This is a genomic window from Demequina phytophila (assembly GCF_000971135.1).
GTDB classification, from domain to species: Bacteria; Actinomycetota; Actinomycetes; order Actinomycetales; family Demequinaceae; genus Demequina; species Demequina phytophila.
In genome coordinates, this window is the sequence record NZ_BBLW01000004.1 from 290,591 (window position 1) to 302,746 (window position 12,156).

A 12,156-nucleotide genomic window follows, 5' to 3' on the forward strand; every position below is an offset into this window, starting at 1 on the left:
AGAAGGGTCCGACACGGGAGGCTCAGGCGGACTTCTTGGCGTCGGGGAACGGCCACGCGTTGACGGAGCAGGCCTTGGGCATGTCCGTCTGATCCACCATCACCTCGGCGCGCCCCGAGGAGCACGTCGCCGTGGGCTCGCCGAGCACGTGGCCCACACCGTGATTGAGCAGGTACGCGCGCGAGGCGCCGCGCTTGTCGCCGTAACGGTCGAGGCCCGCGGTCCAGTCGTAGATCGACACCGGGACGATGCCCTGCGCCACGCACGGCACCGCGGCGGACGCATCCGGGCTGGGGGACGCATCTCTCGCGGCGTCACCCGCCTCCGCCGCGTCCGTCCCCGCGTGGGCGTCGGGGCAGCGCGCGGCGACGGTCGCCGGCGAGGCGACCACCACGGTGACGTCCGCCGCGCCGTCGGTCAGCACGAACTGCAGGCGTCCCGCCGAGCCCCACCCCCGGTTGTCGTTGAGCGTGGTCATGACGAAGGAGACCAGGGCCTCCGGGTCGATGCTCACGCCGTCCTCGACGTCGACGCGGACCGAGCGGGTCGGGCCGTCCGCGGCGTCGGGCGACGCTGAGGCGCCCGCGGCGTCCGACGCGGTGGAGAAGGTGCCGGCCCCGGCCTCGGCGATGTCGGTGGTGACCACGCCGGCCGCGGCATCGGCGTCGTCGAGCCCGCGGGTGATGGGCTCGAGCGCGGGGAGCGTCACATCGGGTGCCGACGACTCGCTCGGCGACGCGGACGCGGTGGCCTCCGAGTCGGCGCTCCACGCGCGGTACCAGCCGGGTACCTGGCCCGTCACCCACCCGGCTCCGATGCCCAGCGCGAAGCACGCGACGAAGGTGGCGACGGTCACGAGGATGCCGGGAAGGGCGATTCCCCTGCCCGCGAACAGGCCTCCGGACCGCCGAGTCATCGCCCTAGGATAAGGGCAGACATCGGGCAACACGCGCATTGGAGGCGACCGTGGAGATCAGGATCGGCGTGCAGAACGTCTCGCGAGAGATCGCGATCGACACCGACATGACGGCCGACGCGGTCGCGGCGGCCGTGGCCGCGGCGATGGGCGGCGGCACGCTCGACCTCACGGACGCCAAGGGGCGCCGCGTGGTGGTCCCGGGCGCCTCGCTCGGCTACGTCGACATCGGCGAGGAGACCAAGCGCCGCGTCGGCTTCGGCGCGTAACGGTAGTCGCGAGAGGCCCCGGGGACGATGCGTTCCCCGGGGCCTCTCGCGCGTCCGGGGCGCCGCTGGCGCGGCGCGCGACGGGACGATGCGCCGGTCACCCGGCCCGCGCATCGTCCCCCGTCCCGGAGACGGTCCGCACCTCGGTGACGCCGCCGTCGACCTGGAGGCCCTTCCTGCGTGCGGCGCGCGCCCGCTCGCCGGCGGACCGCAGGCGGGGGTTGACGTACTCGTCGATGCCGAAGTTCACGAGCGACAGCGCCATGCCCAGCAGCGCGATGCACAGGCCGGCCGGGATGTACCACCACCAGTAGTCGGGGAAGGCGCCGTTCTGCTGCGCCCAGAACAGGATCGTGCCCCAGTTGAGGTTGGTGATGGGGATGACGCCGATGAACGCGAGCGTGGTGAGCCCCAGCACCGCGGCGGTGACGGTGCCCACGAAGCTGGACGCGATGATCGCGGTGAGGTTGGGCAGCATCTCGACGGCGATGATGCGCCACAGCTTCTCGCCGTTGGCCTTGGCGGCCTGAACGAAGTCCCTGTTGCGCAGCGACATCGTCTGCGCGCGCAGCACCCGGGCACCCCACGCCCAGCCGGTGATCGCGAGCACCCCCGCGATGAGCATGAGCGGCGGGTCCTCGTACTGCGAGGCCACGATGATGATGAGCGGGAGGCCGGGGATCACCAGGAACACGTTGGTGAGCGCGGACAGCGACTCGGATCGCCAGCCGGCGACGTAGCCGGCCACGACTCCGACGATCACGGCGACGAGCGTGGCGAGGACGCCCGCGAGGAAGCCGACGACCAGCACGCCGCGGGTGCCGTAGACGATCTGGCTGAACACGTCCTCGCCCATGTGGGTGGTGCCCAGCCAGTGCGCGGCGGACGGCGGCTGGCGCAGCGCCATGAAGTCCTTCTCGAGCGGGTCGTACGGCGCGATCAGCGGTGCGAGCACGGCGACGACCACGAAGACGCCCAGGATCGCGAGGCCCGCGAGGGACTTGCCGTTGCGGAACATCGCGAAGGACTGCCCGATGCGCGGGGCCCGGCGTGGCCGTTGCGGCTCGGTGGCGCTGGCGTCGTCGGTCGGGGCGGTCGCGGGTGCGGTGGTGAGCGACATGTCAGGACTCCATCTGGCGCGTGCGCGGGTCGAGGGCCGCGTACGCCACGTCGGCGAGGATGTTGGCGACGAGCACGGCGAGGGTGATCACCAGGAACAGGCCCTGCATCAGCGGGTAGTCCTTGGCGCTCGTGGCGTCGAGCAGCAGCTTGCCCACGCCGGGGTAGGAGAACACGAGCTCCATGACGAGCGTGCCGCCCACGATGAAGCCGAGCGCGAGCGCGAAGCTCGACAGCTGCGGCAGCACCGCGTTGCGCGACGCGTAGTGCGTGAGGACGCGGCGCTGGCGCAGGCCCTTGGCCTGCGCGACGGTGACGTAGTCCTCGTCGAGCACGGTGATCATCATGTTGCGCATGCCGAGCACCCAGCCGCCGAGCGACGCGACCACGATGGTGAGCGCCGGGAGCGTGCCGTGCGCGATGACCTGGCCGATGAAGTCCCACGACCACTCGGGCTGCGATCCCTTGTCGTAGGCATGCGACGCGGGGAACCAGCCGAGCGTGGTGGAGAACACCGCGATGACGATGAGCCCCATCCAGAAGTACGGCACGGTCGAGAAGAACGTCGCGAACGGGACCGCCCAGTCGGCGCGCGAGCCGCGCCTCCAGCCGATCACGGAACCGAGCGACGTGCCGATGAGGAAGCTCAGCACGGTCGCGATGCCCACCAGGCCCAGGGTCCACGGCAGCGCGGACGCGATCACCGCGGACACCGGCGCGAGACCGTTCGAGATGGACACGCCCAGGTCGCCGGAGAACAGCAGGCCCCAATAGTCGAGGTACTGCTGGAGCATCGACTTGTCGGAGTCGAGCCCGAACAGCGTGGTGAGCGACTCGATCGACTCCGGACTGACCTTGCCCTGGTTGCGCGCGAGGTACGCGGAGATCGGGTCGCCCTTCATCAGCCGTGGCAGGAAGAAGTTGATGGTGATCGCCGCCCACGCGGTGAACAGGTAGAACGCCATGCGGCGCAGGATGAATCTCACGTCAGCTCCTCAGGCTCGCGGTGCCGGCGGGCCCGGCGAAGTGCCGGTCCGGGTCCGGGGACGCGTCGCGCAGCGCGCGGGTGTACTCGTGCTGGGGATCGAGGATCACGCCGTCGGCGTCCCCGCGCTCCACCACCACGCCGTGGTGGAGCACCATGATCCGGTCGGAGAAGTGCCGGGCGGTCGCGAGGTCGTGCGTGATGTAGAGGACGCCCAGGTTCGACTCGCGCTGCAGGTCGGCGAGCAGGTTGAGGACGCCGAGCCGGATGGAGACGTCGAGCATCGACACGGGCTCGTCCGCGATCAGCAGCTCGGGGCGCGACGCGAGCGCGCGGGCGATCGCGACGCGTTGCCGCTGGCCTCCCGACAGCTCGTGGGGGCGCCGGTCGACGGTCGCGGAGGGGTCGAGCCGCACGCGCTCGAGCAGCGCCATCACCTCGGACTCGACCTGGTCCTTGGGGACCACCTTGTCGAGCCGCAGCGGCCGCTCGAGGTGGTGACGGATGGTGTGGTACGGGTTGAGCGAGGCGAACGGATCCTGGAAGACCATGCGCACGCGCTGGCGGTAGCGGCGCAGGCCGGGGCCACGATGCGGGATCGGCTTGCCGTCGAGCAGCACCTCCCCCGTGGTCGCCCGCTCCAGCTGGGTGAGGATCTTCGCGATGGTCGACTTGCCGGAGCCCGACTGCCCGACGAGCGCGATGGTCTGGCCCGACTCGAGCGAGAAGCTCACGTCGTCGAGCGCGAGCATGTCGCCCGCGCCGCGCACCTTGTACCGCTTGGTGACGTTCCTGAACTCGAGCGTGGTCATCGCGCGACCTCCTTCCGGGCGCCCGAGGCGACCCGCGCATCGTCCCCGCGCACGAAGCCGCCGCGGTCCCCGGTGAGGCTGGGGAACGAGGACAGCAGGCGGCGGGTGTACTCGTGCTGCGCGTCGCGGTAGATCCGCTCGGCCGTGTCGATCTCGACGATCCGGCCGTCCTTCATCACCGCGATCCGGTCGGAGATCTCGAGCAGCAGCGGCAGGTCGTGAGTGATGAAGATGACGGAGAAGCCCAGCTCCTCACGCAGCTCGGAGATCTGGCGGAGGATCCCCCGCTGGACCAGGACGTCGAGCGCGGTGGTCGGCTCGTCCATGATCATGAGCTGGGGCCGCAGCGCCATCGCCATGGCGATCATCACGCGCTGGCGCATCCCTCCGGAGAGCTCGTGCGGGTAGCTCTTGACCCGGTCGCGGCCCACTCCGACGATGTCGAGCAGCCGCGCGCACTCGTCGCGGCGCTCCGCCTTGCCCATGGAGGGGCGGTGCGTGGTGAAGACGTCCTCGAGCTGGTCGCCGATCCGTGTCACCGGGTTGAGCGCGTTCATCGCGCCCTGGAACACCATCGACACCTTGTCCCACCGGAACGCGCGCAGCTGCTCGGGCGTGAGCGCGTTGATGTCGACGTCGCTGCCGGACTCGTCGTGGAACACGGTGTGCCCGCCGGTGATGACGGCCGGCGGCTTGAGGAGCCGCTGGATGCCGTACGCGAGCGTGGTCTTGCCGCAGCCGGACTCGCCGGCGAGCCCGAGGATCTCGCCGCGGCGCAGCTCGAGCGAGACGTCGCGGACGGCCTCGACCGGCGGGTCGACGTCGTAGGTGACGCTGAACCCGGAGACGGTCAGCAGGGTGTCGGAGGTCAAGGGTGGCTCCTCGGATGATGCGGGTGAAGCGGGTGGTGCCGGCGGGGCCGGGGCGATCGCCCCGGCCCCGCCGGTCCGTCCGGGTGGGTCAGCTCGCGGGCTCGAGGCTCGTGAGGATGAGCACCGAGGTCGGCTGCGTCGGGTCGGCGTTGACGTACGGGTCCTCGTCCGAGGGCCAGCCGACGTAGTTGCGGGTGTTGAACTCGCTGATGAACGGGCGGGTGCCGATCGGCATCGCCGGGACATCCTCGACGAAGATCTGCTGGACCTTCTCGAGGGCCGCGGTCCGGTCCGCGTCGTCGGTCGCGTTGGCGTACGCGTTGAGCGCGTCCGTCGCCTCGGGGTTGTCGTAGCGCCCGAAGTTGTTGTTCGCGGCCTCGCCCACCGGCATGAGCCAGCGGCCGTCCATGATGTTGGAGTAGATGTCGTACGGCGTCGCGCCCGTGTCGGTCCAGTGCAGGATCGCCTGGAAGTCGCCGTTGGACTTGTCCGCCCACCAGGTGTCGACGTCGGGGGTGTCGACCTTGGCGTCGACGCCGAGCGCCTTGACCTCGTCGGCGATCAGCGAGATGCCGGTGACGTAGTCGTTCCAGCCCTGCGGCACCTGGAGGGTGAACTCGACGTCCGTGCCGTCCGGGTCGACCAGCTGGTCGCCGCTCCACGTGTAACCGGCGTCCTCGAGGACGGCCTTGGCGCCCTCGACGTCGACCGCGTACTCCTTGCCCTGGTACTCGGCGTTGATGAACGGGTCGCCGGCCGGGGTGGGCAGGCCTGTGACCGAGGTGAGCAGCGGCACGCCGCCCTCGCGCGCGATCGCCTGGTGCTGCGTGCGGTCGACCACCATGTTGACGGCCTGGCGGAACGCCACGTCGTCGAACGGCTTGGTGGTGGTGTTGACGTACATGGTGTCGATGCCGAGGCCGGCGGGCGCCCAGTAGACGTTGTGGTCGGCGTCCTTGTCGAGGTACGCCGACTGGACGTTGGGGATGAACGCCTGCGCCCAGTCCGCGTCGCCGCTCGCGAGCGCCGTGGTCAGCGCCGTGTTGTCGTTGTAGGAGACGTAGTAGAGCGTCGGCACGGCGAGCTCGCCGCCCCAGTAGTCGGTGCGGGCGTCCAGCTGCACGCTCTGCGAGGAGAAGCTCGTGAGCGTGTACGGGCCGGTGCCTACCGGCTCGAGGTTGGTCTCGGTGGTGGGGTCGGCGACGCCCTCCCACACGTGCTTCGGGACGATGAGCTTGTGCAGCACCTTGTCCTGCTTGACGTACATGGGGTTCGCGAAGCTCAGGGTGACGGTGTCGCCCTCGGTCGCGACGGAGGTGAGTCCGAGCGCGGCGGAGTCGAGCTCCGGGTGGTCGATGAACAGCTGGAACGTGAATGCGATGTCCTCGGCGGTGAAGTCCTCACCGTCGCTCCACTTGACGCCGTCGCGCGCGGTGAGGGTGACGGAGGTGTAGTCGTCCGACCACGCGATGTCGCTCGCGAGCCACGGCTTCACGTCCTGCGACGGGTCGACCAGGTTGACGATGGCGAGCGGCTCGAGGAGCGCGTTGATGTAGCCGAGCTTGAGCGCCGACGAGTCCCCGATCCACGGGTTGTTCGACTCGGTCGTGATGGCGCCGTCGGGCTTGGCGATGGTGAGCGGCGCGCCGGGCGTGGCGACCGAGCCGCCGCCGCTCTCGGACGGGTCGTCGGTGGCCTCTCCGCCGCCGGCGCACGCCGCGAGCGCGAGGGTCGTGGCCACGGACAGGGCCACCAGCGAGGACTTCCTCATCCTCTTTCTCCTTCTGTGATGTGACGCCGGCCTGCCGCCGGCGGTCGCTTGACCTCGTTGTCAGTCCGCCCTGGGGGCGGGGAGCCGCGTGCTAGCCGTCCCTCCTCACCGGTTCGGGCGCCTCGAGCCGGACCGCGGTGTCCAGCCTGAGGTCGCGCACGGAGCGCCCGACGCGGAGACGGTACTCGCCGTTGGGCAGCGCCCAGGACGCCGCCTCCGCATCCCACACCTCGAGACGCCGGCGCGCGACGGGGACGCGCGCACGGACGGTCTCGCCGGGCCGTGCGTGCACGGCCACGAATCCGCCGAGCCACCGCACGGGGCGCTCGTGCGCTCCCGCCGGGGCCTCGACGTACACCTGGATCACCTCGCGACCCTCACGGTCGCCGGTGTTGGTGACCGCCACGTCGACCTCGACGCCGCCGTCGGGGGCGGGCGCCGCGGCGACGTCGTCGTAGCGCCAGCCCGTCCACCCGAGGCCATGGCCGAACGGCGCGGCGGGCGTCGCGCCCGAGCGCTCCCAGCCGCGGTACCCCACGTGCACGCCGTCGTCGTAGGAGAGGCTCCCCGCGTCCGGGACCGCGTGGGGCACGGGCACGTCGTCGGCGGACGCGGGGAGGGTCCACGGGAGCCGACCGGCCGGCTCGACGGCCCCGGCGAGCACGTCGGCGAGCGCGTGGCCCGCCTCCTGCCCGGGGAACCACGCCCAGATGACGGTGCGCGCGCGGTCGAGCCACGGCAGCAGCACGGGCGCGCCGGCGTTGATCACGATCACGGCGTCGGGTGCGACGTCAAGCACGCGTGCGACCAGCTCGTCCTGGCGGCCGGGCAGGGCGAGGGTGGTGCGGTCCCAGCCCTCGGACTCCGACTCCTCGTTGGTGCCGACCACCACGACCGCGAGGTCCGCCGCGCGGGCGGCCTCGACGGCCGCCTCGATCTCCTGATCCGCGGTGGGCCCGGGGAGCGCATGGCGCGGCTCTGCGCGCACGAAACGGCCGTAGCCGCCCGCGTCGATCACGCCGAGCGTCGCGAGGATCTCGATCTCGCGCGCCTCCGCGACCGCGACGTCGACCTCGATTCCGGCGGGGTTGTTCACCGAGGAGTCGAGCACGCAGTCGACGCCCACCGCGGCCTCGCTCGCGGAGGCCTCGACGCCGTCGATGACGATCCGGTGGGCTCCCACGGTGCCCACGGAGAGCCGGTGCACGCCGGGCTCGTCGAGGCGCACCCGGATGCGCAGCTCCGCGCTGCGCGCATGCGGGTGGAGGTCCTTGTCCCAGCCCGCCCAGGAGCTCGCGTCGGTGCGCGAGAGCTCGATCCCCGCATCGTCCCGCTGCACCAGGGTGGCGGCACCTCGCGCCGCGACGTCGAGGCGCGGCGCGAAGGCGCGCGGGTCGCCGCCGCGCTCGAGGACGATGCGCGCGTCGGGCCAGCGCACGGCGAGACCTTCGGCGGGGGTCGCCACGTGCGCGGGGTGGACGGTCGAGGAGCCGCCGCCGAGGACGTGAGGCCGGGCGGCGTTGGCACCGATCAGCGCGATGGTCGTGGGGGCCGGCCGGTCCCAGGGCGCGACGCCCTCGCGTCGGAGCACCACCATGGACGATGCGGCGGCGCGGCGGACCAGCGCGCGGAGGTCGGCCGCGTGGGTCACCGGGGCGGGCTCCGCGCCGAGCGCGCCCACGCGGTGGGCGAGCAGGAGGAGGCGCGCGACCTTGTCGTCGATCTCGCGCTCGCTCACGCGGCCGGCCTCGACGGCGGCGAGGAGGCGCTCGGCCCAGGGGCCGCCGGGCCCCGGCATGACGAGGTCGAGCCCTCCGTTCGCGGCGGCGGTCGCGGTGCGTGTGGCCTCCCAGTCGGAGACCACGACGCCGTCGAAGCCCAGCTCGTCCTTGAGGATGTCGACCACCAGGTGGCGGTGCTCGGTCATGGGCGCGGCCTCGATGCCGTCGTCGGCGCCGTTGTACGCGGCCATCACCGACCAGACGCCGGCGCGGACCGCGTCCTCGAACGGCGCGAGGTAGACCTCGCGCAGGGCCTGCATCCCGACGCGCGAGACGTACGTGGTGCGCTCGGTCTCGGAGTCGTTGGCGAGGTAGTGCTTCATGCACGCGCCCACGCCCTGGTCCTGGATCCCGGAGGCCACGGACACGCCGATCGCGGAGGTGAGGAACGGGTCCTCGGAGAAGCATTCGAAGTGCCGCCCGCCCACCGGGGTGCGCTGGAGGTTGACCTGCGGTGCCAGCACCACGTCGACGCCGTGATCACGCGCCTCGCGCCCGAAGGCCTGGCCCACCTCGAACGCGAGCGCGACGTCCCAGGTGGCCGCGACGGCGCTGGGCGTGGGGAACAGGATCGAGGTCGCCCCCTCGACCTCACCGAGCCCGCGGACCCCGACGGGCCCGTCCGAGAAGGTCACGGGTCGCAGGCCGATCCCGGGCAGCGCGTGGAGGTGCCACATCGAGCGGCCGGTGAGGAGGCGCACCTTGTCCGCGAGGGGAAGCGCGCGCGCCGCCGCACGGCAGTCGGCGAGAGTGGCGAACGCCTCGGGGGCGGTCAGCGACGGCGTTGTCACCGGTGGAGCTCCTCATCATCGAGCGGACTCGCACCCTCGAGAGGGCGCCGGCCCCGCGGTGGGGGCCTCTGGCGCTAGAACTTACAATGCTGTCAGTAACAATTTCAAACCGGCGCGGCGAAGTGTTGCCGTTCCGTGACCTGCGGCGGTGCGCGATACCCTCCACGGCACCTGCGTAGAGTGGGGCGCAGACCGCGACGACGGCCCGGCCCCGCGACCGCCGCAGGTCGCGTGCGCGGCCATCCGCGCTGGTGCAGGCGATGAAGCGGAGCGAGGGTGAGCATGGCGACCACACGACGGCGATCCGGTCCCCGGCCGGAGACGGCCGCACGCCGTCGCGAGATCCTGCAGGCCGCGCTCGAGATCTTCGGCCAGAAGGGCTACAACAACGGCCCGCTCGCGGAGATCGCCGAGCAGGTCGAGATGACCCACGCCGGGATCCTCCACCACTTCGGCTCCAAGGACAGGCTGCTGGTCGAGGTGCTGCGCTACCGCGACGAGTCCGACGTCGAGGGGCTCGACGAGCAGCACATCCCCGGTGGCACCGAGCTGTTCCGCCACCTGGTGCGCACCGCGTTCGCCAACGAGGAGCGGCCCGGCATCGTGCAGGCGTACGCCGTGCTGTCCGCGGAGTCCGTGACGGACGGCAACCCCGGCCGCGCCTACTTCGAGGAGCGGTACACGACCCTGCGCGGAGAGGTCGCCGACGCGCTGCGCGAGATGTGTGCGGAGCGCGGCATCGACTCCCCCGACACCGTCGCACGCGCCTCCGCGTCCGTGCTGGCGGTCATGGACGGCCTCCAGGTGCAGTGGCTGCTCGACCGCGACAACGTCGCGCTCGCGGAGGCGTCCCGCTTCGCGATCGACGCGATCGTCACCGCCGTCCTCGACCCCCGCCCGTCCCCGCTCGGGGACGATCTCCCCTGACCGCGGGCGCGGGCGGCGACGCGCGCATCGTCCCTCCCTACCGCCGGGATACGGCATCCCGGTACACTGTGTCCTGACCCGGGGCTGACCGGTCGTCATGTGAAACGCGGTACCGCTGAAGACAGCGATGCGCCGCCGAAGAGGATGATTCGCGATCGGCTGCCCGCCACAGGCGCCTCGCGCGCCCCCGAATTCATCGGAGCACCATGACAGAGACGCACGCCAGCGTGCAGACGCCCGACAAGACGTTCGCCGACTACGCGGTCGACCACCGCATCGTCGAGGCGCTCGCCGACAAGGGCATCACCACCCCGTTCCCCATCCAGGCGATGACCCTCCCGGTCGCGCTCGCCGGCCACGACATCATCGGCCAGGCGAAGACCGGCACCGGCAAGACCCTCGGCTTCGGCATCCCCGCGCTCCAGCGCACCGCGGCTCCCGGCGAGGAGGCGTACGAGGCCCTCGGCGACGCGCAGGGCAAGCCCCAGGCGCTCATCGTCGCCCCCACCCGCGAGCTCGCGGTCCAGGTGGCCACCGACCTCGAGGCCGCGTCTCGCAAGCGCGCCGTGCGGATCGTGCAGATCTACGGCGGTCGCGCGTACGAGCCGCAGATCGAGGCCCTCCAGAAGGGCGCGGACGTGATCGTCGGCACCCCCGGCCGCATGATCGACCTGCTCAACCAGGGCCACCTGGACCTGCGCTTCATCAAGACCGTGGTGCTCGACGAGGCCGACGAGATGCTCGACCTGGGCTTCCTGCCCGACGTCGAGAAGCTGCTCGCCGCGACCCCGGCGTCGCGCCACACCATGCTGTTCTCGGCCACCATGCCGGGCGCCGTGGTCGCGCTCGCGCGCCGCTACATGACCCAGCCCACGCACATCCGCGCCGCGGACCCCGACGACGACGGCGCCACCGTCAAGGCCATCAAGCAGGTGGTCTACCGGGCGCACGCGCTCGACAAGGTCGAGGTCCTCGCGCGCATGATGCAGGCCAACGGCCGCGGCCTCACCGTGGTGTTCGCGCGCACCAAGCGCACCGCCGCGAAGGTCTCGGACGAGCTGCGCGAGCGCGGCTTCGCCGCCGGCGCGATCCACGGCGACCTGGGCCAGGGCGCCCGCGAGCAGGCGCTGCGCGCGTTCCGCACCGGCAAGATCGACATCCTGGTCGCGACCGACGTCGCCGCCCGCGGCATCGACGTCGAGGACGTCACCCACGTGGTCAACTACCAGTGCCCCGAGGACGAGAAGACGTACCTCCACCGCATCGGCCGCACGGGCCGCGCGGGCAAGACCGGCACCGCCGTGACCTTCGTGGACTGGGACGACATCCCGCGCTGGTCGCTCATCGACAAGTCGCTCGACCTGGGCTACCCCGAGCCGCAGGAGACGTACTCCACGTCGCCGCACCTGTTCGAGGACCTCGACATCCCCGAGGGCACCAAGGGCCGCCTGCCGCGCGACAAGCGCACCCGCGAGGGCCTCGAGGCGGAGACGCTCGAGGACCTGGGCGAGACCGGCAAGCACACCGGCGGTTCCGGCCGCTCGGGTGGCTCGCGCGACGGCGGCCGCGGCGGTTCGCGCTCCGGCTCGGGCGAGCGCTCGGGCTCGGGCGAGGGCCGCTCGCGCGGCGGGCGCAACCGTCGCCGCTCGGGCTCCGGCGAGGGCTCGGGCGAGGGCTCGTCGCAGCCGCGCGAGCCGCGCGCCGAGCGTCCCGCGGGCGAGTCCGCCCCGACCGAGGGCGGCGAGGCGAAGCCGCGTCGCAGCCGCAACCGCCGCCGTCGCCGCTCCGGTGGCGCGGGCGGCGGCGCCGGTGAGGGCGCGCCGCAGGCGCAGCCGGCCGGCGAGTAGCGGTCAGCAGTCATGGAAGGGGCGGGATCCATCACGGATCCCGCCCCTTCCGCCGTCTGCGGGTGA

10 protein-coding genes are annotated in these 12,156 nt (G+C 72.1%); 3 read left to right on the top strand and 7 right to left on the bottom strand.

The window, feature by feature from the left end:
- Positions 1 to 22 precede the first annotated feature (22 nt).
- Positions 23 to 916 (bottom strand): DUF3152 domain-containing protein, encoded by an 894-nt coding sequence (locus AOM01_RS08255; RefSeq protein ID WP_169746537.1) that lies wholly within the window; start codon positions 914 to 916, stop codon positions 23 to 25.
- Positions 917 to 966: 50 nt separating this feature from the next.
- On the opposite strand from AOM01_RS08255, the gene AOM01_RS08260 reads away from it, so the two are divergent.
- A complete protein-coding gene (locus tag AOM01_RS08260) occupies positions 967 to 1,185 on the top strand; it encodes a DUF3107 domain-containing protein (protein WP_062291888.1) in 219 nt (72 codons plus the stop codon).
- Positions 1,186 to 1,282: 97 nt separating this feature from the next.
- On the opposite strand, the gene AOM01_RS08265 is transcribed toward AOM01_RS08260, so the two are convergent.
- The 6 genes from AOM01_RS08265 to AOM01_RS08290 form a co-directional block, all read right to left on the bottom strand.
- Positions 1,283 to 2,305 (bottom strand): ABC transporter permease, encoded by a 1,023-nt coding sequence (locus AOM01_RS08265; RefSeq protein ID WP_062291697.1) that lies wholly within the window; start codon positions 2,303 to 2,305, stop codon positions 1,283 to 1,285.
- Between the two features lies 1 nt (position 2,306).
- On the bottom strand, positions 2,307 to 3,290 hold the full coding sequence (locus AOM01_RS08270) for an ABC transporter permease (RefSeq protein ID WP_062291699.1): 984 nt from the start codon (positions 3,288 to 3,290) through the stop codon (positions 2,307 to 2,309).
- A gap of 1 nt (position 3,291) precedes the next feature.
- Positions 3,292 to 4,101, bottom strand: a complete 810-nt coding sequence (locus AOM01_RS08275) for an ABC transporter ATP-binding protein (RefSeq protein ID WP_062291701.1) — start codon at positions 4,099 to 4,101, stop codon at positions 3,292 to 3,294.
- Entirely contained in the window at positions 4,098 to 4,973 is an 876-nt protein-coding gene (locus tag AOM01_RS08280) for an ABC transporter ATP-binding protein (protein ID WP_062291705.1), read from the bottom strand. The genes AOM01_RS08275 and AOM01_RS08280 overlap by 4 nt, the downstream gene beginning before the upstream one ends.
- Positions 4,974 to 5,061: 88 nt before the next feature.
- Complete coding sequence (locus tag AOM01_RS08285; RefSeq protein WP_062291708.1) at positions 5,062 to 6,744, bottom strand: ABC transporter substrate-binding protein; 1,683 nt, start codon at positions 6,742 to 6,744, stop codon at positions 5,062 to 5,064.
- A gap of 91 nt (positions 6,745 to 6,835) precedes the next feature.
- The gene (locus tag AOM01_RS08290; protein WP_228374258.1) at positions 6,836 to 9,316 is read right to left on the bottom strand and encodes a beta-glucosidase family protein; all 2,481 of its coding nucleotides are present in this window, start codon (positions 9,314 to 9,316) and stop codon (positions 6,836 to 6,838) included.
- Positions 9,317 to 9,598: 282 nt separating this feature from the next.
- Here AOM01_RS08290 and AOM01_RS08295 point away from each other — a divergent pair, with 282 nt between their 5' ends.
- The gene (locus tag AOM01_RS08295) at positions 9,599 to 10,243 is read left to right on the top strand and encodes a TetR/AcrR family transcriptional regulator (RefSeq protein ID WP_062291711.1); all 645 of its coding nucleotides are present in this window, start codon (positions 9,599 to 9,601) and stop codon (positions 10,241 to 10,243) included.
- A gap of 206 nt (positions 10,244 to 10,449) precedes the next feature.
- Positions 10,450 to 12,090 carry a DEAD/DEAH box helicase gene (locus AOM01_RS08300; protein WP_082110098.1) on the top strand — a complete coding sequence of 547 codons (1,641 nt, stop codon included), beginning with the start codon at positions 10,450 to 10,452 and terminating at the stop codon, positions 12,088 to 12,090.
- The last annotated feature ends 66 nt before the right edge of the window (positions 12,091 to 12,156 follow it).

Excerpts from the sequence above, each read along its gene's own strand:
- AOM01_RS08255 (WP_169746537.1), bottom strand. The coding sequence starts at position 916 with ATGACTCGGCGGTCCGGAGGCCTGTTCGCGGGCAGGGGAATCGCCCTT.
- AOM01_RS08265 (WP_062291697.1), bottom strand. The coding sequence starts at position 2,305 with ATGTCGCTCACCACCGCACCCGCGACCGCCCCGACCGACGACGCCAGC.
- AOM01_RS08275 (WP_062291701.1), bottom strand. The coding sequence starts at position 4,101 with ATGACCACGCTCGAGTTCAGGAACGTCACCAAGCGGTACAAGGTGCGC.
- AOM01_RS08285 (WP_062291708.1), bottom strand. The coding sequence starts at position 6,744 with ATGAGGAAGTCCTCGCTGGTGGCCCTGTCCGTGGCCACGACCCTCGCG.
- AOM01_RS08295 (WP_062291711.1), top strand. The coding sequence starts at position 9,599 with ATGGCGACCACACGACGGCGATCCGGTCCCCGGCCGGAGACGGCCGCA.
- AOM01_RS08300 (WP_082110098.1), top strand. The coding sequence starts at position 10,450 with ATGACAGAGACGCACGCCAGCGTGCAGACGCCCGACAAGACGTTCGCC.